Origin of the sequence: Aquisalinus flavus (genome assembly GCF_014640095.1) — a bacterium.
Lineage (GTDB): Bacteria > Pseudomonadota > Alphaproteobacteria > Caulobacterales > Parvularculaceae > Aquisalinus > Aquisalinus flavus.
On sequence record NZ_BMGH01000001.1, the window covers coordinates 2,799,945 to 2,822,939 of the forward strand.

Genomic DNA, 22,995 nt, shown 5'->3' on the forward strand with positions numbered 1-22,995 from the left:
CGGGACATGGTCACGATCAAGGATATCGAGCAGGCGGCGGACAGGATTGCGCCGCATGTGCTGAAGACGCCGCTGCTGGAAAGCGAGACGCTGAATGCGCGCCTCGGCGGGCGGCTCTTCGTCAAGGCTGAGAGCCTGCAGAAGACCGGCTCGTTCAAGCTGCGCGGCGCGACCAACCGCATCGCCTGCCTCAGCGAGACCGAAAAGGCACGCGGCGTGGTCGCCTATTCCTCCGGCAATCATGCCCAGGGCGTCGCGCTCGCGGCGAAGCTCCATCACGTCAACGCGGTCATCGTGATGCCGTCAGACGCGCCGAAGGTGAAGATCGCCAATACCGAGCGCCATGGCGCCGAAGTGGTGCTCTATGACCGCAACACCGAAAGCCGCGAAGAGATCGGCGCTGAGATCGCCGAACAGCGCGGCTCGGTCCTGATCCCGCCTTATGACGATGCCCATATCATCGCCGGGCAGGGCACGGCGGGGCTGGAAATCGCCGAACAGGCAGAGGAATCGGGCGTCATCCTCGACGATGTCGTGATCTGCTGCTCCGGCGGTGGCCTGTCATCCGGCGTGTCGCTGGCGCTGGCTGACCGCAGCCCGGAGACGGCGGTGTGGACGGCCGAGCCGGAAGGCTTCGATGACACGGCCCGCTCGCTCGCCGCCGGTCGCAGGGTTTCCAACAAGCCGGGGGCGAAATCGATTTGCGATGCCCTCTTGCTGCCGGCGCCGGGCGCGCTGACCTTTCCGATCCTGATCGAGCATGTCGCCGGCGGGCTGGTTGTCGATGATGACGATGTGCGCCGCGCGATGAAGATTGCCTTCGAGGAGTTCAAGCTGGTGCTGGAGCCGGGCGGCGCCGTGGCGCTGGCCGCCATCCTGTCACGCCGCATAGACGTGCTGGGCAGGAATGTCGCCGTCATCGCGACAGGCGGCAATGTCGACGCGGCGCTGTTCGCCGAAGTGATCCAAGGGCGGTGATCGACCTGCCGAAGCCCCTCGTCTATCAGGGTCGTTCCGGGTTCGTATCGATAATGTGAGCATCCGTGAAGGTCTCCCCGGCCTCGGTATAGATCACGCCATCCTCGATCTTCTTGACCTTGACGATGCGCTTCTCCTCGCCGGTCATGATCTCGATCGTCGTACCGACGAGAGAGGAGTCGAGCGTCGGGTCCGGGTTGAATGATGGCGTGGCGCAGGCGGCAAGGAGCGTGGCGGCGAGTGCGATGGCGATGAACGGGCGCATGGCGGGTTCCTTCCTCTTCTTTTCAGGAACCCTAACAGATCAGGCCGGGCCAGACATGACCTGAGTCAATTTCGCGGTCTCGCGGGGTCAGAGCGATTTCTGGTTCACCCGGGCCGACACCTCAGCGGCGGATTCCTTGCGTTCCGAATAGCGGTCGGTGAGATAGTCGCTGCGCCCGCGCGTCAGCCAGGTGAATTTTACCAGCTCTTCCATCACATCGACGACCCTGTCGTAGAAGGGCGACGGCTTCATCCGGCCGTCCTCCTCGAACTCCAGGAACGCCTTGGGTACGGAGGACTGGTTGGGGATGGTGATCATCCGCATCCAGCGCCCGAGGATGCGCATCTGGTTGACCGTGTTGAAACTTTGCGAGCCGCCGCAGACCTGCATCAGGGCGAGGGTCTTGCCTTGGGTGGGGCGCACGCCGCCAAGCGACAGCGGGATCCAGTCGATCTGGGTCTTCATCAGGCCGGTCATGGCGCCATGGCGTTCTGGCGAGCACCAGACCATCCCCTCGGACCAGGCGGCCAGGTCGCGCAATTCCGCGACCTTCTCGTGATCAGCGGGCGCGGCATCTGCCAGCGGCAGGCCGGCCGGGTCGAACAGTTTCGTTTCGGCCCCGAACATGTCGAGCAGGCGCTGGGCTTCGAGGGTGAGCAGCTTGCTGTAGGAGCGCTCACGCAGGGAGCCATAAAGCAGCAGGATGCGCGGGCGGTGGCCGGGGTCACCGGCTGGCGCGAGGGCGGCGGTGTCAACGGCGCGGATATGGTCCTGCGACAGGGCGGGCATGTCTTTGGTGTCGGTCATGGGGTCCTGGTGTCTTGTTATGTCGCCGGAAAATGCGAGCGGGTGCGATTGGCGATGGCGACGAGGGAGAGCATCACCGGCACCTCGACCAGCACGCCGACGACGGTCGCCAGCGCCGCGCCGGACTCAAGCCCGAACAGGCTGATCGCCACGGCGACGGCAAGCTCGAAGAAATTGGACGTCCCGATCAGCGCCGCAGGCGCAGCGGTGGAAAAGGGCACGCGCCAGCCCCAGGCCCAGCCATAGGCGATCGCGAAGATGCCATAGCTCTGGATCAAAAGCGGCACCGCGATCAGCAGGATGACCAGCGGCTGGGCGATGATCGTTTCGGCCTGGAAGCCGAACAGCAAGGTGACAGTGGCAAGAAGGCCGATGACCGACCAGGGCTTGGCTGCGGCGGTGAACCCGGCAAGGCGTGCCGTGCCGCCGCGCTTGATCAGCGCTGCCCGGACCGCCAGCCCCGCGCCCAGCGGGATTGCCACATAGAGCAGCACCGACAGGATCAGCGTCTGCCACGGCACGATGATATCGGTCACGCCGAGCAGCAGGGCTGCGAGCGGCGCGAAGGCGAACACCATGATGAGGTCGTTGATCGAGACCTGGGCGAGCGTGTAATTGGCATCGCCGCGCACCAGCTGGCTCCAGACAAAGACCATGGCGGTGCAGGGCGCGACACCGAGCAGGATCATCCCGGCGATATATTCGCGGGCATCTTCGGGCGCGACCAGCCCGGCGAAGAGATATTCGAAGAACAGCACGCCGAGCGCTGCCATGCTGAACGGCTTGACCAGCCAGTTGATGACGAGGGTGATGCACAGCCCCTTGGGCTTGCGCCCGACATCCTTCAGCGTGCCGGGATCGACATTGACCATCATCGGGAAGATCATCATCCAGATCAGTATCGCGATGACGAAATTGACATTGGCATATTCGATGGCGGCCAGCGCCCCGAACAGGCCGGGCACGAGGCTGCCGAGGGCCATGCCGGCAAGGATGCACAGGCCGACCCAGACGGACAGATAGCGCTCGAAGAAGCCGAGCGGGGACGGGGCCGCATCTGTCACGGTCAGCCCTCCTGCCCCAGGAATTCGTCGATATGCGCGCGGATATCCGCGAAGATTGCTTCGAAGGCGGCGCGCTTGTCATCATCACTGCCGGTGGCGGCTGCCGGATCGGGGAAGGACCAGTGCAGCTTGCGCGGCGCGGCCGCGCCGGGCCGTGTCGGCCAGATCGGGCAGACTTCGCCGGCGGCATTGTCGCAGACGGTGACGACGACATCCATGATCGGCGCACCCGGCTCGGCGAACTCATCCCAGCTTTTCGAGCGCACCGGCCCGCCATCGCCGGAAACCGGCTCGATACCGTGGGCGCGCAGCGTTTCGAGGGCGAAAGGATTAGGCGTGCCGGTCGGTTTCGAGCCGGCGGACCAGCCGCGCCAGCCGCCATTCGAGGCCCCCTTGGCGGCATGGGTGATGTAGCTTTCCGCCATAACCGACCGTGCCGAATTGCCGGTGCACAGGAACAGGATATTGGCCATCTAGCAGCACTCCTCTTTGGTGCGGGTGACGATATAGGGGCCGCACAGGCGCGGGTCGCCATTGCAGCAATCGGCCATCAGGAAGTCGATGACCTCGCGGATGCCGGCATAATCGGCCTTGTAGAAGATGCGCCGGCCATCGCGGGCGGAGGTGACGAGACCGGCATGCTCCAGCTCCTTCAGGTGAAAGGACAGGGTCGATGCGGCGATGCCAAGAGCCTCCGCGAGGGCCCCGGCAGGCTGGCCGCCCGTGCCTGCCTTGATCAGGAGGCGGAAAATGTCGAGGCGGGTCTCCTGCGACAGCGCGGCAAAGGCGTTAACGGCGAGTTTCGTTTCCATACTTCTATAATTATAGAAATATGGAAACATGGCAAGCCTATTCTTTGGCACGCTCTTCGCGGCGCTGATCCCATACCAGAAGATCGGGCGCTTCGCCACGCTCAAGCGCCTTGAGAGACTCAAGAAACGCCTCGGCAATGTCTTCCTGGCGCGTGCCGCCGGACACATGGGGCGTGATGGTGATGCGCGGCTCGTCCCACAGCGGCGAGGCGGCCGGCAGCGGCTCTGTTTCCTGAACATCGAGCACCGCATGGGCGACATGGCCGGCGTCGAGTGCCGTGAACAGGTCCGCCAGCGGCAGGGCGGAGCCGCGCCCGACATTGATCAGCAGCGTGTCCTTGAACTGCCCGAGCACCGACAGGTCGATCAGCCCGCGGGTCTGGTCGTTATCCGGCAGGGCGAGGACGACGAGGTAGAAGGTCCCAGGCGTATGGTCCGGCAGGTCATCGAGTGTAATGACCTTGTCGAAGCCCTCGATCTCTCGTGCTGACCGCGCGACGCCAATCGTTTCGAGGCCGAGATTGCCAAGATATCGCGCTATCGTTGCGCCCATCGGTCCGGTGCCGAAGATCAGCGCGCGGTGGGTGAAGGCATGATCGCCCAGGGCCTGCTTGTTTTGCCAGTCGCGGTTCGCGGCGAGGCGCTCGCGCAGGGCCATGTTCTGGGTGTGGCGCAAATAATAGGCCAGCACATATTCGGCGAGCTGGTTGCCGAGCGTGCCGATGGTCCGCGTCAGCACCGGCGGCTCGAAGTCCGCATTGGCGAGGATCTTGTCATAGCCCGCCCCGGCGCAATGGACCCAGGCGCAGCCGGAAAAGTCGTTGATCCGCCCGTCCGGGCCGAAGGTGGTGACGGCGTAAGGCGCGTCGTCTTCGGGCATCACCGTGCCACCAGAGGCGTCAATCACCTCAAGGTCCGGCCGCGCCTCGCGCAGCATGGCCATGGTCACGGGGCGGTGCTCGAGGAGATAGGCGCGGGTGATGAAGGGCTTGCTCATGGGATCGTTATAAAGGGCGCATTACGTCGGCGAAAAGCCCGGCTGGTCCACAAAGCCAAAATCGGTAATGGTGGTCCCTTCGATTGAGGAGCCGGAAACCCCATGGATGCTTTGACCCTGTTGCCGCCTGTCATGGCGATCCTCGTTGCGGTGGTCGCGCGCAATGTCTACGCGGCGCTGATCGTCGCCCTGTTCCTGTCCGAAGCGCTGATCGGCTTCGCCGGGCCGGGCGGGTTCTTCCTGTTCGACGGGCTGGTCGGCACGGTCGACCGCGCAGTCGCGGTGTTCGAGAGTGCCTACAATACGCAGATCCTGTTGTTCTGTTTGCTGATCGGCGCGCTGATCGCCTTCATGCGCGAATCCGGCGGCGTCGCGGCGATGGCCCAGGCGCTGATCCGCTCCGGCCTTGCCGGGTCGCGGCGGCGGGCGGAGCTGGCGGTGGCGGGCACGGGCACGGTGATCTTCATCGAGACCAATGTCTCGCTGCTGTCGGCCGGGGTGCTGGGCCGGCCTTTACATGACGCCCACGGCCTGTCGCGCGAGCGCCTCGCCTATATCATCGATTCCACCTCGGCGCCCATCAGCGTCCTCCTGCTGCTCAATGGCTGGGGCGCCTATGCGCTCAGCCTCGTCGGCGAGTATGATTTCGCCAATCCGCTGAACGTGGTCATGGGCTCGGTGCCATGGAATTTCTACGCGCTGCTGACGGTCACCGGCGTCTATCTCACCGCAATCACCGGCAAGGTGTTCGGGCCGATGGCCAAGGCCGATGCACGGGTCGCGGGCGGGCTGGAGGAGGCCGGCCCCGCGCCGACGCGCCCGCGATACATGTGGCTGCCGCTTGCCGTCATGATCGTCAGTGCCCTGTCCTTCATGACGATCACCGGCAATGGCAATATCACCGATGGCGATGGCGCGCGGTCGATCCTGTGGGCGATCACGCTCGCCGTGGTCATCGCCGGCACCATGCTGTGGCTCGACCGGATGATGACGACCCGCGACCTGCAGGAGAAAGCCTTTCAGGGCATTGGCGAGATGGTGCCGCTCGTCACGGTGCTGCTGCTCTCCATCGCGCTCGGGTCTTCCTTGCGCGCGCTGGGCACGGGTGAGTTCGTCGCAGCGATGGCGGCCGGAAACCTGCCGGCTTTCACCGTGCCGGTGATCCTGTTCGCCGCGGCTGCGCTGACCAGCTTCATGACCGGCACGAGCTGGGGCACTTATGGCATCCTCGTGCCCATCGCCATGCCGCTCGCCATCGCGCTCGGCATCCCGCCATCGCTTGCCTTGGCGGCGGTTCTCGGCGGCGGTGTGTTCGGCGATCACTGCTCGCCGATCTCCGACACGTCCTTGATTGCCTCCGTTGCGGCGGGCTCGGAGCATCTGTCCCACGTCAAGACGCAGCTGCCCTATGCGCTCGTCGCGGCAGGGATTGCGGGCGCGATGTATCTGGTCGCGGGGATTGTGGCGGGGTAGGAAAGCCAGGCTGGTTCCTTTTTTTTCTTCTGTATGCGAAGTTTATGCGAAAGATAGAGCGCAAGAAATATCACAGCGAAGAGAAACAAAAAGAGAGCAGTGTAGATCAACATATTCAGCTGCAGGTCATCAAAGCCGAGCGTCATGATGTTTTTTGCTGCAAGAACCAACGCAGGAAGAAGCCCCAGAATAGCAGCAATCATGGCCATTCTGGCTAGGTGCCATTTTTGCCCGCTATCATGTGTGTTGCTCATGCGCTTGGTTCCATATGGAAAACCATATTGAGTTATACGAGTGTTGGATAGTTTTGTATTTTATCAGCCAAGGCCTGAAAGGCACTTTGTGCCGTTTCAGGCATGGCGAGCAATCGTTTTGCGGGTCGTCTTTTGTCAAGGCCGCGCCCTGAAGGGCGCGCCGCGTAGCGGTTGCAGCCTTGACTAAAGCCGATCCCGCGAAACACCCCATCGCTCCAATCCCCCGCCCAAAGAAAAAGGCGGCTGTACAGGCAGCCGCCTTTTGAAGGTGTAGATGGGACACGTGGTGGTCCCGAAAACGAGACTACTTCGCCCGTTCTACCATCATGCGCTTGATTCCGGCAATAGCTTCTGCGGGGTTCAGGCCCTTCGGGCAAACCGATGTGCAGTTGAAGATCGTGTGGCAGCGATAGAGGCGGAAATTATCGTCGAGATAGTCGAGCCGCCTGGACTTCTCGTCGTCGCGCGAATCCTGCAGCCAGCGATAGGCCTGCAGCAGCGCGGCGGGGCCGAGATATTCATTGCCGTCATCCTTGTCGCCATTCCACCAATAGGACGGGCACGAGGTCGAGCAGCAGGCACACAGGATGCATTCATACAGCCCGTCGAGCTTCTCGCGCTGTTCATGGCTCTGGATATGCTCCTGCTCCGGCTCGTCCCGCGACTGCAGGAACGGCTCTATCGCGGCGTGCTGCTCGTAGAATTTCGACAGGTCGGTGACGAGGTCCTTCACCACCGGCTGGTGCGGCAGCGGATAGATCGCGACATCGCCGGAGCCGCACTCATCCATGCCCTTGGTGCAGGCAAGCGTGTTGGCGCCGTTGATGTTCATCGCGCAGGAGCCGCACACGCCCTCGCGGCAGGAGCGGCGGAAGGTCACGGTCGGGTCGAGCGTGTCCTTGATGCGGATCAGCGCGTCGAGCACCATGGACACATCCGAGACGTCGATCTCATAGCTGTCGACGCGCGGGTTCTCGCCACTGTCCGGGTCCGAGCGATAGATCTTGAAGGTGCGCATGTCCGGCGCCTTGTCGGAGGACGGGGATTTCTCGCCCTTGTAGCTCTTGCCCTTGGCGGTGATCTTGGAATTGCGGGGCAGTGTCAGCTCTACCATGGAAAAGACTTTCTTTCTGTCTCTGCGCGAAACATTCTCTGATGGTCAGTATACCGTATTCTAGTACACGCGGGCCTTCGGCTCGATATAGGAGATGTCGTTCGACATGGTCCAGGTATGCACCGGGCGATAGTCGATGATCGACTTGCCGTCTTCATACCAGGCGATGGTGTGCTTCATCCATTCGGTGTCGTCCCGGTCCGGATAATCTTCGCGGGAGTGGGCGCCGCGCGATTCCTGGCGGTTGGCGGCCGAGTCCATCGTCACGTAAGCCTGGCCGACGAGATTGTCGAATTCCAGCGTCTCGACGAGATCGGTATTCCAGATCATCGAGCGGTCGGTGACCGAGATGTCGGTCATGCCGGTATGGATCCTGCCCATCTTCTGCTGGCCTTCGGACAGCACGTCGCCGCTGCGGAACACGGCGCAGTTTTCCTGCATCGCTTTCTGCATGGCAAGGCGCAGCTGGGCCGTCGGCGTGCCGCCGGAGGCATGACGGAATTTGTCGAGGCGCTGCAGGGCGAAATCGTCCGCGGCCTTCGGCGTTTCCGGCACAGGGGAATTCGGATCGACGATCTCGGCGCAGCGCAGGCCGGCGGCGCGGCCGAAGACGACGAGGTCGATCAGCGAGTTCGAGCCGAGGCGGTTGGCACCGTGGACGGACACGCAGCCGGCCTCGCCGATGGCCATCAGGCCGGGCACGATGGCGTCGCTGTCGCCGCCCTTCTTGGTGATGACCTCGCCGTGATAATTGGTCGGTATACCGCCCATATTATAGTGCACGGTCGGCAGCACCGGGATCGGTTCTTTCGTCACGTCGACGCCGGAGAAGACGCGGGCGGTCTCGGAAATGCCCGGCAGACGCTCGGCCAGCGTGTCGGCGGGGATGTGGTTGAGGTTCAGGTGGATATGGTCCTTGCCCGAGCCGACGCCGCGGCCCTCGCGGATCTCGATCGTCATGGCGCGGGAGACGACATCGCGCGAGGCGAGGTCCTTGGCGCTCGGCGCATAGCGCTCCATGAAGCGTTCGCCCTCGGAATTGGTCAGATAGCCGCCCTCGCCGCGCGCGCCCTCGGTGATCAGGCAGCCGGCGCCATAGATGCCGGTCGGGTGGAACTGCACGAACTCCATGTCCTGCAGCGGCAGCCCGGCACGCAGTACCATCGCATTGCCGTCGCCGGTGCAGGTGTGCGCGGAGGTGCACGAGAAGAAGGCGCGGCCATAGCCGCCGGTCGCCAGGATCGTCTGCTTGGCGCGGAAGCGGTGGATGGTGCCGTCATCGAGTTTCCAGGCGAGAATGCCCTTGCACTCGCCATTGTCCATGATCAGGTCGAGGGCGAAGTATTCGATGAAGAATTCCGCCTTCTGCTTGACCGACTGGCCATAGAGCGTGTGCAGGATGGCGTGGCCGGTGCGGTCGGCGGCGGCGCAGGTGCGCTGGACCGGGCCTTCGCCGAAATTCTTGGTCATGCCGCCAAAGGCGCGCTGATAGATCTTGCCTTCCTCGGTGCGCGAGAAAGGCACGCCCCAATGCTCCAGCTCGTAAACGGCGGCCGGCGCGTGTTTGCACAGATATTCGATCGAATCCTGGTCGCCGAGCCAGTCGGAGCCCTTGACCGTGTCATACATGTGCCAGCGCCAGTCATCCTCGCCCATATTGCCGAGCGAAGCGGAAATGCCGCCCTGCGCCGCGACCGTGTGCGAGCGGGTCGGGAAGACCTTGGTGACGCAGGCGGTCTTCAGTCCGGCCTGGGCCGCGCCGAGGGTGGCGCGCAGGCCAGCCCCGCCGGCGCCGACGACGACGACGTCATAGGCGTGATCGATAATCTCGTAGGACGTGCTCATGGTGTTACTGCCTTTATGCGATCAGGGTGATGGCAATGATCGACCACAGCGCGATGGCGCCGGCGACAAGGGCCACGAATGTGTTGAGGAAATGCAGCATGCCACGCAGGTCGGGTTTGTGGATGTAATCGTCGATGATGACCTCCAGCCCGATGCGCATGTGGTAGAAGCCGACAAGCACAAGCATGGCGAGCGGGATCGCGACCGACCACGGATGGCCGGCGATCCATTCCATCAGGTCGGCGCGAGTGTCGCCGCCATGGGACAGCAGCGCGAACACGAACCAGATGGCGAGCGGGACGAGGGCGAGCGCGGTGATGCGCTGGGCGATGAAATGGGCGGTGCCGTGCTTGGCCATGATCAATTGCCCCCCGTCATGAAGACCGCTGCCCAGACGGCGATTGTCAGCGCCAGCGATCCGCCGACGACGCCCCAGGCCGATCCGCGCGATGCCGGGATGGAGAAGCCATAGCCGGCATCCCAGACGAAATGGCGGATGCCGTTGAGCAGGTGGAAGAACAGCGCCCAGGTGTAGCCGAACAGCACGATCAGGCCGAAGGGCGAGGTATAGATGGCCTGCACCGTGGCGAAGGCGGCCTCGCCGGTCGCGGCGGAAGCAAGCCAGATGGTCAGCAGGATCGTGCCGGCATACAGGGCCATGCCGGTGACACGGTGGGTGATCGAACAGAACAGGGTGACGGTCCATCGCCAGATCTGCAAATGCGGGGAGAGAGGGGTACTCGCGCTCTGATCGCTCATCAATTGCCTCGTTATCTCGTTTGAGCGGAAAATATCGTCGGCCGGTAACAAGTCAACGAATCTGTGCGTTTTGACGCAGCCCCGACCCGGTTGGCGCCCCGATTGCCGACCCCGGCACAGCGATATGGTCTGGCGGGGTTTTTTGCAAGGCGCAATGGACAGCGGCGCGATTATGCAGCACGATTGGCCCAAAGCAGAGTGTGGGGTTATGTGATGCTGGGGAATTTACGCACGATCGGGCTGGCAATGGCCGCGTCCCTGTTCGCCATCTGGGCGGCGCCGTCCATCGCGGCGGATATAGCAGAGGACATGTCGGCGCAGGAGATCGACAGCCTTCTGTCCGGGGCCGGGTTCAATACGACGCTGATGTCGGACAAGGCCGAGGGCACGCCGGTTGCCGTCGCCCGGCTCGGCCAGGTCAATTTCATCGTCCGGGCGCTGTCCTGCGAGGGCTCGCCCGCGCGCTGTTCGCAATTGCTGTTCTTTGCCAATTTCGATCTCGGCCGCACCATCACCAATGACGATTACCGCGTGGTCAACGATTTCAACGACTCCAGCTTCGATGGCCGGGCCTATGTGCTGGAGGATTCCGGCGAGATCGGCGTCGATTTCATCATCGACCTGACCGGCGGGGTGACCCCGGCCCATATCGAATCGCGCCTCGGCCGCTGGCAGGGGATCGTCTCCGACTTCCTGCGCGAGATGAACGCGGCCCAGACCGGGTCTTGACTTGTGACCGGGTCTTGACTTGTGACCGGGTCTTGACTTGTGGCCGGGCCGTGACGCGCCCGGGGACGAAATTTTGAGAAAGTCGCTTGCAGGCGCGACAAACTGTCACCAGATATGATATGGGATGGATTGAAGAGGGGGCGAATGGGACGCGATCATCGACATGACATGAGAATCGGGCTGGTCGGCATCCTTGCCGGCGCAGCGCTGACCGTGTCTGCCTATGACGGCCTGATCGCCCGGACAGCCCCCGCGGCGGAGGGTATCTCCGTCCGCCACCAGGTCAGCCAGGTGCTGGGTATCGAGCTTTCACTGCCCTGTTTTGCAGAGAACCGCGCGGTCAGGATCATCCTGAAGGTCTTCGCTGACGTGACGGGGATGTCAGCTGATGAGGAAAATGACGATTGATCGCGCTCTCGCCTGATGGGTCGCGGCGATCAGCCTAATCAATCTTTTCCAAAATAGCCGTGCGGCTGAAGGCTTCATCGAAAATGGTGTTGAGTTTCTCTACGGTGGAAACCATGCCCGTCCAGCTGTCATCCAGCTTGTCTTCCGGCATCAGACCGATCTTGTCGTGCAGGATTTTAAGGTTGTTGTTGAAGTCGTCCCCCTGCCAGGATGCTGACTCTGTGATGAAATAGGCATAGACGTTTGAGGAGATCGCATGTTGTCCTGAATTAAAGGCCGATATCTGGCCTTCCGCCTCGGTTTCATGTTCCTCGCCGCTATCGGCCTGCCGAGACTTCTGCCAGCGCATGAAGACAGGGTATTTCTGAACCGACTCCGAACGGGCACCGAGAAAAATCAGGAAAGGAAAGGTCGGCATGAGCCGTCCGCTATATTCCCAGATGGAGTTTGCCTTGCGCTGGTTGGTCAGGCTGTCTGCGCTCTCGCCCTGGCGATAGAAAAATTCGAACTTTGGCAGGATATCCTCGGACCTTGCCGGGTTCGCCTCGTGCGGCTGAATGTTCATCAGGGAAATATTCCAGAGAGGTTGGCTGCCGGCTTTCCTGGACTGTGAGTCCGGCCGGAACAGCCACCATGCGCCAGCATAGCGGTTCTCCGTCCGCGGTCTGACGCTCGCTTCAACACCGAACCATGTGGCGAGGGCGATATCGGGCAGAAAGTCGCCCTTATCGTGCGTTGGAATGTCGCCTGCTGTGTTGGCAGAGAGGGCGTCAATCACCTTCCGGAATGGCGCCTTGTCTTCAGCCGAGTTCAGAATTTTCAGAACCTGCGTGCGCACCGTGGGCGGAAACGGGTTGTGCCGATCGAGCTCGATAAGCGTTTCAGAAAATGTCGCCTTCAGCGCGGTGAAGGTCTCGCTATGGACGCTGCCCCGGTTCCTGAAATTATAGATCGTATTCCGGGACAGCGACAAGGACCCGTTGAGCGCGCTGTCCGAAATATACCCGCTCGAGACAAGCACCGTAGTCACGCCGAGATACGGAATGAAGTCAGGTTTCATCACGTACCCCCGCGTCTTCTTGTTGTAATTGTGATGCAGGCTCTACTATTGCATCACAACTGCAAAATGCAAACGCAATTTCATCAAGAGTAACCGGTCGCAACACAGGGCAGTCGCCTGCCCTGTGCATCCTGAAGCAGGGATGATGCAGTGTTGTGCGATGAAATTTTCACGAAGCGCGAATGGCGAAAAAACAATGCAATATCAGAGACTTGAGTTGATCTATGGGGTTTGTGGCTTACATTGGATTAAAGGGGAACATACTTGGGAGTTCGAATAATGACCTTTCAGATCATCTCAGTCGTCATCGGGCTGATCAGTCTTTGGATTGCCTGGCTGACTTTGTGTCGGACAACGCCAGTCGCAGGTCCTGATTTTGGCGAAGAGCAGCGGCCGTCCAAAACGGCGGCGATCATCCGCAAGATGAAGTCGCGGCTCAAGAACAAGTCATGAAGCCTGCATCCTTGCAACAAAGACGCCGCGACAAACCGATGGAACTGCCAAAACCGCCTCAGGGCGGTTTTTTTGTCGAGGGGCCTGTAAAGGGTGCTTGACAGGCCTGCTCCCGTCTTGTAAAGGCATCTTTACACGTAAAGCTCGCTTTACACAAGAGATTTCCGGCGTCCGCCCTGGTGGCGGCGCCCGGTTTGCAAAGGAGAGAGATATGTCCCGTGCTTTGATCCTGTTCGTGCTCGCCTGCCTGTTCGGCCTTGGCGGCGGCTATGCCTTTGGCGCCATGCTGGCGATGATCTTCAGCCATGGCAATGTCCAGGGGGCGGTCCTGTGGGGGCTGGCAGCCGCGGCTGTTCTTGCCATCGGCGGCTGGTGCGGGCTCGCATCCCGGCGGGCCGTCAGCCGCGACGCCGGAGATCAGGCATGAGACGGTTCGACTGGCGGCGCGATATCATCTCCATCGCGGCGATCATCCTGATCCTGTTCTATGTCGTCTTTCTGGTCACCGACATCGCCACGGGCAAGGGGCTGGAAAATCTCTGGTTCTATGTGGTGATGTCGCTCTGTCTCGCCATGGCCATCGGCGCGAAGATCATGCCGCCCGACGACAGGGGAAAGACTGACAGCAGGGGGAAGAAATGATGAAGCGTTACATGCGTCATCCGGCATTCCGCGCCGTCCTCGCCATCATCGTGGTTTTCGCTGCCGCGTTTCTGGTCGCCGATCTGGTCAACGGCACGTGGCAGGACAATATCGGCTTTTATGGAGGCATTGGGATCTGTCTCACCCTTATCTTCCTCATCGAATGCCTGCCGCCAAAGAAGAAGTAGCGGCACAGAAGACAGGATACACGAGATGCGTACATTGACTTTCTTTCTGACCATTATCGGCGGCATGTTCGTTGCCGGTATCGGTGTCGGCCTGGTCGTCGGCTGGGCGAGCGATGACGATCCGGGCTCGGTCTGGTTCCCTATCGTCGGGGCGGCGCTGGTCCTTGCCGGCGGCGCTGCCATGTATTGGGGCTATCGCCGCAAGGTCGCGTCTGCCGACAGCGGCGGCGATGCCAGCGATATCGACATGCTGCTCGGCGACATGTCCGACCCGGTCCAGCGCAACATCATCCTGCGCGTCGTCGTGGCGAGCATGATCCATGGCATCGTGCTGATGAATTTCATCGACCGGTCATCCGTGCCGGTGACCTTGGGCGACGGTCCGCTGGCCAGGCCAGAGCTTTTCACCCTCGGCGCCTATGGCCTGTTTCTCGCCACCCTTGTCTGGATCGTGATCGAATGCATCCGCTTTCACCGGATCGACGAATTCTGGACCCGGATCGCCATCGGCCCGGCGGCGCTGGCCGGCGTCATCCTGTTCATGGCGGTGACGCTGTGGTCTCTGGGCGAAGAAGTGCTCGGCCTTGGCGCGGCGCGGTTCTGGCATTTCTACCTGTTCTACTACATCACGATCCTGACACTGATGATCGGAAAATGGCATCTCGGCAAGCGCCGCGGGGGCATCTGACGCATGGACAATATCCTGAACGAGTTGCGTGACCGGCAGGGCTGGAGCCAGGGCGATCTCGCCAAGCAGCTGGGCGTCTCCCGCCAGACCGTGAATGCACTGGAAAAAGGCCGCTACGACCCGTCGCTGCCGCTGGCGTTCAAGATCGCCAGACTGTTCGACCTGAAGATCGAGGAAATTTTCTCCGACGACGGAGAGAAAAAGTGACGTCAACGCTCAAGGAGGGAATCATGAGCAAGTCCTATATCTACGAACCACTGCCCGAGGGGGCAAAGCCGGTTGCCTGGTGGTGGGCAATAGTACAGGTGCCGCTGCTGTTCCTGCTGGCGGCGCTGGGCGCCGCGCTGGTTGCCATCGGCGTCGTCTCCATCGCCATGCTCAATGGGAGCTGGGACCCTGTGCAATCGGCAGAGCCGCCAGCTGGCGTCGTCGCGGCGCTGATCGTTGGCGGGATGTTTGGCCTGTTCATCGGGTTGATGGCCGTGTCGCTGATGAAGATCAAGATAGAGAAGCGATCGCTCGCGTCGGCCGGCCTGAACGGCTTCCTGTATGGCGGCAAGTTCTGGCTTGCATTTTTCGGCGGCATTCTTTTCGCCGTCGTCGTTTCCCTTCCCGGCTCGCTTCTTGGCGCCCCCACCGGCATAGAGGAAACAGAGTTCGTCTTTAATGCTGAAAATCTCATGACTGGCCAGTATGTATTCATGATGGTTGGCCTGCTGATTTTCTTGCTCATACAGGCACCCGCCGAAGAAGTTTTCGCCCGTGGCTGGCTGATGAGCGCGCTGGCATGGCGTCATGGCCTCGTCCTTGCGGTGATCTTTTCCAGTGCCGTTTTCATGCTCCTGCATGGCGATCGGGCCTTCCTCGGCCTTGGGTGGCTTGTCTACACATTCTGTGCCGTCGGATCGATCGGTGTCATGCTCGCCGCGGTGTCCTATGCCAGTCGCTCGGTGATTCCGGCCGCCGGCTTGCATACAGGGTATAACTTCACATTGTTCGCCGCAGTTCTGACCTATCTGACCGGTGCATCCGAAAACGGCGACATCGTCGCTGCCTTCATGGAGATGATGGACAGTATGGGCGATCTGGGTGATCTGGAATTCACCCCCGCCATGGTAGCCGACCTCGCAGTGCGGACCCTCATTCCGCTAGGGATCGCCGGCTTCCTGTTCAGCCGCCGCAAGACATCGCCCGCCATGCCATCGGCAGAAGTAACCACTGCCTGATTGAAAAACCGCACGGCCCGTGCTCACATCCTCCCGGACACTCCCCCCAATTCAGGGCGGTCGGTCCGGGAGGATTTTTCATGCGCAGATCGGGCCGCCGCAAGAGCAGCAATGTCGTCAACCGCAAGGGCGAGGGCCGCCAGTCCCTTGGTGGCCTTGGGGGTGGTGGCGGCAGCAGCGTCATCATCATGCTGCTGCTGCGCCTGATCATGACGCGCTTCGGGCTTGCCGGGATCGCGATCCTGGTCGTCGGCTTCTTCGCCCTGCAGGCGGTCGGCCTCAACCCGCTGCAAATGCTGTCGGGCGGCGGGCAGGACTATGCGCCGCAACAATCCGCAACGAGCCAGGCCGATCTGTGCGAGAGCGGCAGCGAGACCGAACAGTTCATGTGCGTCGTCCTCGCCTCGACCGAAGATGTCTGGAACGGCGAGTTCACGCGGCGCGGCGGCCCCTATCCGGAGCCGGAACTGCATATCTTTGCCGGCGGAGTCAGTGCCGGTGCCTGCGGCTATGCGTCCTCGGCGGTCGGGCCGTTCTATTGCCCGGCGACGAACGCGCTTTATCTCGACACGGAGTTTTTTACCGAGCTGTCGCGCCGCTTCGGCGCGCCGGGGGATTTCGCCCAGGCCTATGTCGTCGCCCACGAGGTCGGCCACCATATCCAGAACGTCTCCGGCACGCTGTCGCAGGTGCAGCGCGCCAAGCAGGGGCTGACCGGCCCGGGCCAGAACGAGTTGCAGGTGCGGGTCGAGCTGCAGGCCGACTGCCTCGCCGGGGTCTGGGCCCATCACGAGAACGAGCTTGCCGGGCTTGACGATGGCGACATCGAGGAAGCGCTGGCGGCGGCAAACGCCATCGGCGATGACACGCTGCAGCGCCAGGCCGGCCAGCGCCCGATGCCGGACAGTTTCACCCATGGCACCTCGGCCCAGCGCATGGACTGGTTCAAGCGCGGCTATGATACCGGCGAGATGGAAGACTGCGACACCTTCGCTACTGACGCCCTGTAGGGACGGCTATTCCCGCCAGTGCTCATTGACCCATGTCGCGGGCAGGGCATGCTTGTAAAAGCGCTTGTGCAGCGGCGCCGGCCACACCCCGATGGCGGCTTCGTCCGGGTCCGGACGGCCGGTGAAGGCGACGATGCGCGCCTCCGGCGTCAATACAGGCTCGCGGAACCAGTTGAACGGGAAGGGCGGCACCAGATCGTGCTTGAACGACACGCACCACTCCGCCGGCCAGAAGCGCTGGTTGGGAATATATTTCGAGATGTAATGTTGCTCGGTGCGATGCTCTTCCAGAACCTTCCGGGGGTTCGCCTCGAAGATCTCGAACAGGCCGGTATGCTTGCCCGCCGGAAACCGGAACGCCGAGGTGTTGCCGAGGCCGCGCGTCTTCTGCGTCCAGTTCTCGATCACGCAATATTCCCCCGGCGCATAGGCGAAGAGGTCATCGAGAGGCCCGGTGATGATCAGGTCGATATCGAGAAACATGACATCGCCCCTCAGATCGGCCAGCGGATACTGCCAGCAGGATATCTTGCGCCACGGCGTCCAGGTATAGGGCTCCGGCAGGGTGATGCGCGGCAGCGGCTGGATCTCGATGCCCTGATTCAGGCCGGTGCGGTCATCGGTGAAACAGACGAACCGCAGCGGCCCGGTGATGTTGCGCGTCACCGCGCCATAGAGCCGGTTGACATATTCGGGGCCATAGCGCGTGCCCCATTTCATGCAGATGATCGTCTTGTCCATAAGGTCCGTTCAGGGGGCCGTTCAGGCATATCGTCGAGGGTTCCCAAGCAAAGCCGCTGGCGCGGGGCTTGTCCAGCCATTATCGCGGTTCAGCGCTCAGTTGTCAGCCCGCCTGTGGATGCGGTATGGGAAGGGCATAGAACACTTGGCAAGAGGCCGACCATGCTGAATTTTGATGCCCTGAGGGCCGCCGACACCCGCATCTCCCCCTTCACATACATCGTCGCCGAGGGCGCGGTGAGCGAGGATGAGGCCGCAGAGATCCGCGCCGATTATCCGAAGATCGACAAGACCGGCTATCTGCCGCTGTCGCAGCTGGAGGCGAAGGGTAAATTCGCCGAGCTGATCGCCGACCTGCAATCGCCGGAACTCGCCGACATCCTCTCCGACAAGCTCGGGCTGGAGCTGCGCGACAAGCCGCGCATGATCACCGTGCGCAAGCATTCAAAGCTGGGTGACGGCCGCGTGCATAATGACTCGGTCTCGAAAATCTGCACCATGCTGATCTATCTCAACGAGGGCTGGAACAATGCCGCCGGCGGGGCGATCCGTGCCCTGAATGGTGAGGACAGCATGGACGATTTTGCCGAGGAAGTCTCGCCGCTCGCCGGCAATGTCTTCGCGTTTGCGCGCTCCGACACGTCATGGCACGGCCACCCGCCCTTCCAGGGCGAGCGCTATGTCATCCAGACGACCTTCCTGATCAACGAGGAAGAACTGGCGCGGAAAGAAAACCGCGGCGGCTTCCAGCTGTTCCTGAAAAAGCTGAACCCGTTCGAGAAGGGGTAGGGCCTTCTCCTGTCCGGTGAAACAGGGCGTGTGCGTACGATCTATCCTCTCTTGTCATCCCGGGGGATGCGCCAGCATCAACCCGGGACCCATTTTCCAGAGGCGGTGAGGCGGCTTGATACAGCAGCGGCAAGGCCTCTGGAAAATGGGTCCCGGCTCGCGCTGCGCTTGGCCGGGATGACAAGAATATAGAGATCCTGCCGTGAGCCTACGCCACTTCCCGCGATGCCGAGAACCGGATCTCCGGGGCGTTCTGCGCCGTGTACTGAATGTCCCAGGCGGCGGGGGCGAGTAAGACAGGCGCGCCGTCGCGGTCCTCGGCCATGTTGGCGCGGTTCTTCTCGATGACCTTCTTCAGCGCCGCCCTGTCGCCGGAGGCGCGCCGCGAAGCGGTTGCATCCTTGACAAATCCTCTCCGGAGAAACAGGGATGCGCGCGATCCATCCTCCCTTGTTATCCCGATGGCGGTATTTTCCGTGTACGCATGATCCTCAGAAATAATAGGTCGCGCGACAGCTCCGGAGCAAATAGACCTGCGCGTCCGTCAGGTCGTTGCCGGTACGCCCGGGGCTCATCAGATTATTGATGCCCCGAGCCGTATGCCACAGCATGCAGACATGGCCGAGCTCATGGGCTGTGGTGCTCGGAAGCGGCAGCGCCGCGCCATGGACATTGGCTGTTGCCGGCGTGCCGGTCATGGGCGGTGCAGACGGGTCCGGATTGTTGACCGTTGCATACAGTTGCAGCCACGCTCCAAGGGCGCAGCCGAGCGCATCGTTATTGCCCGTGCCGAGATCGTCGTGATTCTCGACGATGATGATCTTTATCGAGGGGCCCGGTCCGATGATCGACCGGTAGAACCCGCGCAGGCAACCCGCCTTGACAAGATACTGGAACATGTGCGCCTTGAGGAACAGGCGGCTCGCGAATTCCTGCACCGATCCGTCGCCACCGGGGCAGGGCACATCGCGCAGGAAACCTGCCTGGGGATGGTTCCGGTCGGTATAGGGCACGACATTGATCCATGAGTTGTCCGGGGTCTCCGGCGCATTCCTGCCGGCCCGGCGGTACTGGAAATATTGTGCCGGAACGATCCGTACACGGGCCTCCGCCCAGAAGAGACGGCAGGCTTGATCCAGCTGGTCGATGATCTGCGTGCGCGCCATCGGCGTATCCATATATTCTGGCAACAGGAGGCAGACCCGCAGCTTCTTTTCAGGCCGCGCGCCGAACAGGGCAAACGGCAGCTCCACGATCATGCCAATGACGGTAAAGACAAGCATATTGAGGAAATTCACCACGATGGCGACTGCCGGGCCGAGGACCGGTATCAGCGTGACCATGGAGACGAGCCAGGCGATCGCATCGACCAGAACGCCGACCGTGGAATCGATGGTTTCCGCAATCGCATGCAGCACGGTGCCGATGAGGTTGATCGCGGCCTCATAGAGCCCGCTGACCGGGTCGAGCCAGCCCCGGGGCAGGAACGGTAACAACACGCTGCCGGAAATGCCGAGATCGGGGATCAGTCGGTCGAGGATTTCACCCAGCTGACAGGCGCGGTGGCGCACTTCCTCCCACGCCACGCAGGTGGTCGAGCTGACCCATTCATAGGCCTTGCAGAACGTTTCGATGACCGTCGACCACGTCTTGCAGAACGTCTCTTCGATGGTGGTCCAGGCGACGCAAACCATGTTGGAGACCCAGTTCCAGCCCTTGCAGGTGCGCGTCGTCACCCATGTCCAGCCAATGCAGACCCAGGCGAAAAGCGGGTGCAGGTTACTGCAGGTCTTCTTGCGCTCTTCCTCCCAATTGTTGCACTGGCGATAGCCGTCGTCGCGCTGCTGCGTGCATTCGCGCCGGCGATTGGTGGCATATTCGGCGCATTCCCGTCTTTCGCGCGTGCCGGTTTCGGCGCATTGGCGATAGCTGTCCTCGCGGTATTCGACACAGCGCTTCTGGTTGGAGAGTTTTTGTTTCAGGCAGGGATCAGCCATTCCCGGCCTCCATGGCGGAATCGCGACCGGTCATCCCGGCGGCGGGCTTCGGCGGCTTGTCGCCATCATTTGCCAATGCCTGCAATTCCTCCAGCGTGCTGAAGAAATGGGCCTTTGCCATGGACAGCTTGGAGAATTTGAACAGGCCGGACAGGGCGATGGAGGTCGCGACGATCACCGCAATCCCGGCAATCCAGCCCATGCCAGCGAGAAGGGCCGCTATCGTGCCAAGGGCGGCCCCGAGCAACAGGCCTACCGCACCCTCGTTGCAGCCGCATTCCGCCATCAATCGGTTGAGCCGGGTCGAATAGGCGAGCCTGTCTTTCTCGCCCAGACCCGGCAGGTCCACGGCAACGGGCCGTTGCCGATAGGATCGCCATTGCAATGCTGCGATATCCGCGGCGCTGGCCAGCCTGACAGGCTCGCCCATATTGGTGGTATCGGGTGTCATCTCTCTCTCCTGTTGGGAAAGAGTATGCCTCTAAATGATGCCCTCATAAAGTGTGTGGCGCGAAAAAACCCGCCGGTGCTTTTCCGTCTGGCCGATACTTATCCCCGCGCCCCCGGACCCGTCTATTCTCTCCCCCAAGCCCGGTGAGGACCGGGTGGTGGCGATGGTTGAAAGTGTAACCTGCACGGACAATCATCGCGTCAGGTTTCCGGTGGCATGAGAGGGTGTGCGCAAGCTTCGCATCGTCCGCCGGAACGGTGACCCGGGGTCGCCCCCGGGCGGGAGAGCTATGCACTTTGGCCCCGCATCGATCACCGCCGTGTGTAGCGAGAGCTATGCCAGTCATTTATTTTTAATTGAGGCGATGGCCGCTACACACGGACCCCCTCATTTTCTCAACGCCGCAGCGGAAGTTGCCGGTGCTCTCAATGCTGCCTCTCTTGTCATCCCGGGGGGAGCGTCAGCATCAACCCGGGACCCATTTTCCAGAGGCCTTGCCGCTGCTGCATCAAGCCGCCTCACAATCTCTGGAAAATGGGTCCCGGCTCGTGCTGCGCTTGGCCGGGATGACAAGAATATAGAAATCCTGCCTTGCGCTTACGCCACTTCGCGCGACGCCGAGAACCGTATCTCGGGAGCATTCTTGGCCGCATACTGAATTTCCCAGGTGCCGGGGGCGAGAAAGACCGGCGCGCCGTCGCGGTCCTCGGCCATGTTGGCGCGGTTCTTCTCGATGAATTTCTTCAGCGCCGCCTTGTCGTCGGAGATAAGCCAGCGGGCGGCCTGATAGCGGCTCGGCTCGACGCCGGCGGCGATCTTGTACTCCGTGCCGAGGCGGGAGGTCAGGACGTCGAGCTGCAGCTGGCCGACGACGCCGATCAGCTGGTCAGCACCCAGCATCGGCGCGAAGACCTGCACCACGCCTTCTTCGGCCAGATCGGTCAGCGCCTTGTTGAGCTGCTTGGCCTTCAGCGGGTCATCAAGCCGTACACGGCGCAATATCTCCGGCGCGAAGGACGGGATGCCGGTGAATTTCAGGTCCGGGCCGCTGGTCAGCGTGTCGCCGACGCGCAGCGTGCCGTGATTGGGGATGCCGATAATGTCGCCCGGCATCGCTTCCTCGGTGATCTCGCGCTCCTGGGCGAAGAAGAAGATCGGGTTCTGGATCGCCATCGGCTTGCCGGTGCGCATGTGTTTCAGCTTCATGCCGCGCTTGAAATTGCCCGAGCACAGCCGCAGGAAGGCGACGCGGTCGCGATGGTTCGGGTCCATGTTTGCCTGGACCTTGAACACGAAGCCGGAAACATAATCCGCCTCCGGCCTGACCGTCTCCGGTTCGGCCGGCTGCGGGCGCGGTGCCGGGGCGATGGTTTCGACCAGGTTCAACAGGCTGGCGACGCCCTGTTTCTTCAGGGCACTGCCGAACAGGACCGGGCTCATATGGCCCTGGCGATAGGCTTCCGGGTCGAGCGGCTTGTAGGCCTCGACGGCCAGCGCTGCATCCTCGCGGAATTTCTCCAGCACATAGTCCTTGACCATGGCGTCGAGTTTTTCATCGTCCGGCCCGGTGCACTGGACCAGCTGGCGCTTGGTGCCATCCTCGCTCGGGGCCGACGGATCGAAGCGGTTTCGGACAAGGTCGTAACAGCCCTGGAAGTCAGGCCCCATGCCGACTGGCCAGGTGACCGGCGACAGGTCGAGGGCGAGGGTAGCCTCGATCTCGTCGAGCAGTTCGAAGGCGTCGCGCGCCTCGCGGTCGATCTTGTTGATGAAGGTGATGATCGGGATATCGCGCAGGCGGCAGACCTCGAGCAGTTTCAGGGTCTGGCTTTCGATGCCTTTGGCCGCGTCGATGACCATGATTGCGCTGTCGACAGCCGTCAGGGTACGGTAGGTGTCCTCGGAGAAATCCTCGTGGCCCGGCGTGTCGAGAAGGTTGAAGGTTGCCTTGTCGGATTCGAAGGTCATGACCGAGGACGAGACCGAGATGCCGCGCTTCTGCTCCATCTCCATCCAGTCGGAGCGGGTGCGGCGGCGCTCGCCCCGGGCCTTGACGTCGCCGGCCATGCGGATCGCGCCATGCTCCAGCAGCAGGCGCTCGGTCAGCGTGGTCTTGCCGGCATCGGGGTGCGCGATGATCGCGAAGGTGCGGCGGCGCTGCCATTCAGGCTGGGTATCGGCGGACATGGGGCTCGGATTTCTGTCAGGTGGATATGCAAACGGGCAGCTGATGCCGCCCGGTTGC

29 protein-coding genes are annotated in these 22,995 nt (G+C 62.1%); 13 read left to right on the plus strand and 16 right to left on the minus strand.

What is annotated here, in order from left to right:
• Positions 1–6 precede the first annotated feature (6 nt).
• Positions 7–978, plus strand: coding sequence for a threonine ammonia-lyase (locus IEV88_RS12860; RefSeq protein ID WP_188158058.1), 972 nt, complete (start codon positions 7–9; stop codon positions 976–978).
• 25 nt (positions 979–1,003) lie between these two features.
• Here the strand turns inward: IEV88_RS12860 and IEV88_RS12865 are convergent, their stop codons facing one another.
• From IEV88_RS12865 to IEV88_RS12890, 6 genes are all read right to left on the minus strand, one after another.
• On the minus strand, positions 1,004–1,243 hold the full coding sequence (locus tag IEV88_RS12865; RefSeq protein ID WP_188158057.1) for a hypothetical protein: 240 nt from the start codon (positions 1,241–1,243) through the stop codon (positions 1,004–1,006).
• Between the two features lie 87 nt (positions 1,244–1,330).
• A complete protein-coding gene (gene arsH, locus IEV88_RS12870) occupies positions 1,331–2,050 on the minus strand; it encodes an arsenical resistance protein ArsH (RefSeq protein ID WP_188158056.1) in 720 nt (239 codons plus the stop codon).
• 17 nt (positions 2,051–2,067) lie between these two features.
• Positions 2,068–3,114, minus strand: coding sequence for an ACR3 family arsenite efflux transporter (gene arsB, locus IEV88_RS12875; protein WP_188158055.1), 1,047 nt, complete (start codon positions 3,112–3,114; stop codon positions 2,068–2,070).
• 2 nt (positions 3,115–3,116) lie between these two features.
• Complete coding sequence (locus IEV88_RS12880; RefSeq protein ID WP_188158054.1) at positions 3,117–3,587, minus strand: arsenate reductase ArsC; 471 nt, start codon at positions 3,585–3,587, stop codon at positions 3,117–3,119.
• Positions 3,588–3,926 carry an ArsR/SmtB family transcription factor gene (locus IEV88_RS12885; protein WP_188158053.1) on the minus strand — a complete coding sequence of 113 codons (339 nt, stop codon included), beginning with the start codon at positions 3,924–3,926 and terminating at the stop codon, positions 3,588–3,590. It abuts the gene before it with no gap.
• Positions 3,927–3,963: 37 nt separating this feature from the next.
• Complete coding sequence (locus tag IEV88_RS12890; RefSeq protein ID WP_188158052.1) at positions 3,964–4,923, minus strand: NAD(P)-dependent oxidoreductase; 960 nt, start codon at positions 4,921–4,923, stop codon at positions 3,964–3,966.
• 102 nt (positions 4,924–5,025) lie between these two features.
• Here IEV88_RS12890 and IEV88_RS12895 point away from each other — a divergent pair, with 102 nt between their 5' ends.
• On the plus strand, positions 5,026–6,396 hold the full coding sequence (locus tag IEV88_RS12895) for a Na+/H+ antiporter NhaC family protein (protein ID WP_188158051.1): 1,371 nt from the start codon (positions 5,026–5,028) through the stop codon (positions 6,394–6,396).
• Here IEV88_RS12895 and IEV88_RS12900 read toward each other — a convergent pair.
• From IEV88_RS12900 to sdhC, 5 genes are all read right to left on the minus strand, one after another.
• Complete coding sequence (locus IEV88_RS12900; protein WP_188158050.1) at positions 6,330–6,650, minus strand: hypothetical protein; 321 nt, start codon at positions 6,648–6,650, stop codon at positions 6,330–6,332. The two genes, IEV88_RS12895 and IEV88_RS12900, sit on opposite strands and share 67 nt — an antisense overlap.
• Positions 6,651–6,954: 304 nt before the next feature.
• Positions 6,955–7,764, minus strand: coding sequence for a succinate dehydrogenase iron-sulfur subunit (locus IEV88_RS12905; protein ID WP_206711169.1), 810 nt, complete (start codon positions 7,762–7,764; stop codon positions 6,955–6,957).
• Between the two features lie 60 nt (positions 7,765–7,824).
• Positions 7,825–9,609, minus strand: coding sequence for a succinate dehydrogenase flavoprotein subunit (sdhA, locus tag IEV88_RS12910; RefSeq protein WP_188158049.1), 1,785 nt, complete (start codon positions 9,607–9,609; stop codon positions 7,825–7,827).
• A 13-nt stretch (positions 9,610–9,622) separates the two neighbouring features.
• Positions 9,623–9,967, minus strand: a complete 345-nt coding sequence (gene sdhD / locus IEV88_RS12915) for a succinate dehydrogenase, hydrophobic membrane anchor protein (protein ID WP_188158048.1) — start codon at positions 9,965–9,967, stop codon at positions 9,623–9,625.
• Between the two features lie 2 nt (positions 9,968–9,969).
• Complete coding sequence (gene sdhC, locus IEV88_RS12920; protein WP_188158047.1) at positions 9,970–10,368, minus strand: succinate dehydrogenase, cytochrome b556 subunit; 399 nt, start codon at positions 10,366–10,368, stop codon at positions 9,970–9,972.
• Positions 10,369–10,581: 213 nt separating this feature from the next.
• Between sdhC and IEV88_RS12925 the strand changes: the two genes are divergently transcribed.
• The gene (locus IEV88_RS12925) at positions 10,582–11,097 is read left to right on the plus strand and encodes a YbjN domain-containing protein (protein ID WP_188158046.1); all 516 of its coding nucleotides are present in this window, start codon (positions 10,582–10,584) and stop codon (positions 11,095–11,097) included.
• Between the two features lie 144 nt (positions 11,098–11,241).
• Positions 11,242–11,505, plus strand: a complete 264-nt coding sequence (locus tag IEV88_RS12930; RefSeq protein WP_188158045.1) for a hypothetical protein — start codon at positions 11,242–11,244, stop codon at positions 11,503–11,505.
• A gap of 34 nt (positions 11,506–11,539) precedes the next feature.
• Here the strand turns inward: IEV88_RS12930 and IEV88_RS12935 are convergent, their stop codons facing one another.
• Entirely contained in the window at positions 11,540–12,283 is a 744-nt protein-coding gene (locus IEV88_RS12935) for a hypothetical protein (RefSeq protein ID WP_188158044.1), read from the minus strand.
• Positions 12,284–12,844: 561 nt separating this feature from the next.
• On the opposite strand from IEV88_RS12935, the gene IEV88_RS12940 reads away from it, so the two are divergent.
• From IEV88_RS12940 to ypfJ, 8 genes are all read left to right on the plus strand, one after another.
• Positions 12,845–13,018 (plus strand): hypothetical protein, encoded by a 174-nt coding sequence (locus tag IEV88_RS12940; protein ID WP_188158043.1) that lies wholly within the window; start codon positions 12,845–12,847, stop codon positions 13,016–13,018.
• A 211-nt stretch (positions 13,019–13,229) separates the two neighbouring features.
• Complete coding sequence (locus IEV88_RS12945) at positions 13,230–13,445, plus strand: hypothetical protein (RefSeq protein WP_188158042.1); 216 nt, start codon at positions 13,230–13,232, stop codon at positions 13,443–13,445.
• Positions 13,442–13,660, plus strand: a complete 219-nt coding sequence (locus tag IEV88_RS12950; protein ID WP_188158041.1) for a hypothetical protein — start codon at positions 13,442–13,444, stop codon at positions 13,658–13,660. The genes IEV88_RS12945 and IEV88_RS12950 overlap by 4 nt, the downstream gene beginning before the upstream one ends.
• Positions 13,657–13,848, plus strand: a complete 192-nt coding sequence (locus tag IEV88_RS12955; RefSeq protein ID WP_188158040.1) for a hypothetical protein — start codon at positions 13,657–13,659, stop codon at positions 13,846–13,848. The genes IEV88_RS12950 and IEV88_RS12955 overlap by 4 nt, the downstream gene beginning before the upstream one ends.
• A 25-nt stretch (positions 13,849–13,873) precedes the next feature.
• Entirely contained in the window at positions 13,874–14,536 is a 663-nt protein-coding gene (locus IEV88_RS12960; protein WP_188158039.1) for a hypothetical protein, read from the plus strand.
• 3 nt (positions 14,537–14,539) lie between these two features.
• The gene (locus IEV88_RS12965) at positions 14,540–14,743 is read left to right on the plus strand and encodes a helix-turn-helix transcriptional regulator (protein ID WP_188158038.1); all 204 of its coding nucleotides are present in this window, start codon (positions 14,540–14,542) and stop codon (positions 14,741–14,743) included.
• 23 nt (positions 14,744–14,766) lie between these two features.
• Complete coding sequence (locus IEV88_RS12970; protein ID WP_188158037.1) at positions 14,767–15,762, plus strand: CPBP family intramembrane glutamic endopeptidase; 996 nt, start codon at positions 14,767–14,769, stop codon at positions 15,760–15,762.
• A gap of 80 nt (positions 15,763–15,842) precedes the next feature.
• Positions 15,843–16,772 (plus strand): KPN_02809 family neutral zinc metallopeptidase, encoded by a 930-nt coding sequence (gene ypfJ / locus IEV88_RS12975; RefSeq protein ID WP_188158036.1) that lies wholly within the window; start codon positions 15,843–15,845, stop codon positions 16,770–16,772.
• Positions 16,773–16,778: 6 nt separating this feature from the next.
• Here ypfJ and IEV88_RS12980 read toward each other — a convergent pair whose 3' ends face one another.
• Entirely contained in the window at positions 16,779–17,513 is a 735-nt protein-coding gene (locus IEV88_RS12980; RefSeq protein WP_188158035.1) for a hypothetical protein, read from the minus strand.
• Between the two features lie 162 nt (positions 17,514–17,675).
• On the opposite strand from IEV88_RS12980, the gene IEV88_RS12985 reads away from it, so the two are divergent.
• Positions 17,676–18,302 (plus strand): 2OG-Fe(II) oxygenase, encoded by a 627-nt coding sequence (locus tag IEV88_RS12985; RefSeq protein WP_188158034.1) that lies wholly within the window; start codon positions 17,676–17,678, stop codon positions 18,300–18,302.
• A 491-nt stretch (positions 18,303–18,793) separates the two neighbouring features.
• Here the strand turns inward: IEV88_RS12985 and IEV88_RS12990 are convergent, their stop codons facing one another.
• The 3 genes from IEV88_RS12990 to IEV88_RS13000 form a co-directional block, all read right to left on the minus strand.
• Complete coding sequence (locus tag IEV88_RS12990) at positions 18,794–20,299, minus strand: hypothetical protein (RefSeq protein ID WP_188158033.1); 1,506 nt, start codon at positions 20,297–20,299, stop codon at positions 18,794–18,796.
• Positions 20,292–20,750, minus strand: a complete 459-nt coding sequence (locus tag IEV88_RS12995; protein WP_188158032.1) for a hypothetical protein — start codon at positions 20,748–20,750, stop codon at positions 20,292–20,294. The genes IEV88_RS12990 and IEV88_RS12995 overlap by 8 nt, the downstream gene beginning before the upstream one ends.
• Positions 20,751–21,347: 597 nt before the next feature.
• On the minus strand, positions 21,348–22,937 hold the full coding sequence (locus tag IEV88_RS13000) for a peptide chain release factor 3 (protein WP_188158031.1): 1,590 nt from the start codon (positions 22,935–22,937) through the stop codon (positions 21,348–21,350).
• Positions 22,938–22,995: the final 58 nt, after the last annotated feature.

Excerpts from the sequence above, each read along its gene's own strand:
- IEV88_RS12860 (WP_188158058.1), top strand. The coding sequence starts at position 7 with ATGGTCACGATCAAGGATATCGAGCAGGCGGCGGACAGGATTGCGCCG.
- IEV88_RS12865 (WP_188158057.1), bottom strand. The coding sequence starts at position 1,243 with ATGCGCCCGTTCATCGCCATCGCACTCGCCGCCACGCTCCTTGCCGCC.
- arsH (WP_188158056.1), bottom strand. The coding sequence starts at position 2,050 with ATGACCGACACCAAAGACATGCCCGCCCTGTCGCAGGACCATATCCGC.
- IEV88_RS12880 (WP_188158054.1), bottom strand. The coding sequence starts at position 3,587 with ATGGCCAATATCCTGTTCCTGTGCACCGGCAATTCGGCACGGTCGGTT.
- IEV88_RS12885 (WP_188158053.1), bottom strand. The coding sequence starts at position 3,926 with ATGGAAACGAAACTCGCCGTTAACGCCTTTGCCGCGCTGTCGCAGGAG.
- IEV88_RS12890 (WP_188158052.1), bottom strand. The coding sequence starts at position 4,923 with ATGAGCAAGCCCTTCATCACCCGCGCCTATCTCCTCGAGCACCGCCCC.
- IEV88_RS12895 (WP_188158051.1), top strand. The coding sequence starts at position 5,026 with ATGGATGCTTTGACCCTGTTGCCGCCTGTCATGGCGATCCTCGTTGCG.
- IEV88_RS12900 (WP_188158050.1), bottom strand. The coding sequence starts at position 6,650 with ATGAGCAACACACATGATAGCGGGCAAAAATGGCACCTAGCCAGAATG.
- IEV88_RS12905 (WP_206711169.1), bottom strand. The coding sequence starts at position 7,764 with ATGGTAGAGCTGACACTGCCCCGCAATTCCAAGATCACCGCCAAGGGC.
- sdhA (WP_188158049.1), bottom strand. The coding sequence starts at position 9,609 with ATGAGCACGTCCTACGAGATTATCGATCACGCCTATGACGTCGTCGTC.
- sdhD (WP_188158048.1), bottom strand. The coding sequence starts at position 9,967 with ATGGCCAAGCACGGCACCGCCCATTTCATCGCCCAGCGCATCACCGCG.
- sdhC (WP_188158047.1), bottom strand. The coding sequence starts at position 10,368 with ATGAGCGATCAGAGCGCGAGTACCCCTCTCTCCCCGCATTTGCAGATC.
- IEV88_RS12925 (WP_188158046.1), top strand. The coding sequence starts at position 10,582 with ATGCTGGGGAATTTACGCACGATCGGGCTGGCAATGGCCGCGTCCCTG.
- IEV88_RS12930 (WP_188158045.1), top strand. The coding sequence starts at position 11,242 with ATGGGACGCGATCATCGACATGACATGAGAATCGGGCTGGTCGGCATC.
- IEV88_RS12940 (WP_188158043.1), top strand. The coding sequence starts at position 12,845 with ATGACCTTTCAGATCATCTCAGTCGTCATCGGGCTGATCAGTCTTTGG.
- IEV88_RS12945 (WP_188158042.1), top strand. The coding sequence starts at position 13,230 with ATGTCCCGTGCTTTGATCCTGTTCGTGCTCGCCTGCCTGTTCGGCCTT.
- IEV88_RS12950 (WP_188158041.1), top strand. The coding sequence starts at position 13,442 with ATGAGACGGTTCGACTGGCGGCGCGATATCATCTCCATCGCGGCGATC.
- IEV88_RS12955 (WP_188158040.1), top strand. The coding sequence starts at position 13,657 with ATGATGAAGCGTTACATGCGTCATCCGGCATTCCGCGCCGTCCTCGCC.
- IEV88_RS12960 (WP_188158039.1), top strand. The coding sequence starts at position 13,874 with ATGCGTACATTGACTTTCTTTCTGACCATTATCGGCGGCATGTTCGTT.
- IEV88_RS12965 (WP_188158038.1), top strand. The coding sequence starts at position 14,540 with ATGGACAATATCCTGAACGAGTTGCGTGACCGGCAGGGCTGGAGCCAG.
- IEV88_RS12970 (WP_188158037.1), top strand. The coding sequence starts at position 14,767 with ATGAGCAAGTCCTATATCTACGAACCACTGCCCGAGGGGGCAAAGCCG.
- ypfJ (WP_188158036.1), top strand. The coding sequence starts at position 15,843 with ATGCGCAGATCGGGCCGCCGCAAGAGCAGCAATGTCGTCAACCGCAAG.
- IEV88_RS12980 (WP_188158035.1), bottom strand. The coding sequence starts at position 17,513 with ATGGACAAGACGATCATCTGCATGAAATGGGGCACGCGCTATGGCCCC.
- IEV88_RS12985 (WP_188158034.1), top strand. The coding sequence starts at position 17,676 with ATGCTGAATTTTGATGCCCTGAGGGCCGCCGACACCCGCATCTCCCCC.
- IEV88_RS12990 (WP_188158033.1), bottom strand. The coding sequence starts at position 20,299 with ATGGCTGATCCCTGCCTGAAACAAAAACTCTCCAACCAGAAGCGCTGT.
- IEV88_RS12995 (WP_188158032.1), bottom strand. The coding sequence starts at position 20,750 with ATGACACCCGATACCACCAATATGGGCGAGCCTGTCAGGCTGGCCAGC.
- IEV88_RS13000 (WP_188158031.1), bottom strand. The coding sequence starts at position 22,937 with ATGTCCGCCGATACCCAGCCTGAATGGCAGCGCCGCCGCACCTTCGCG.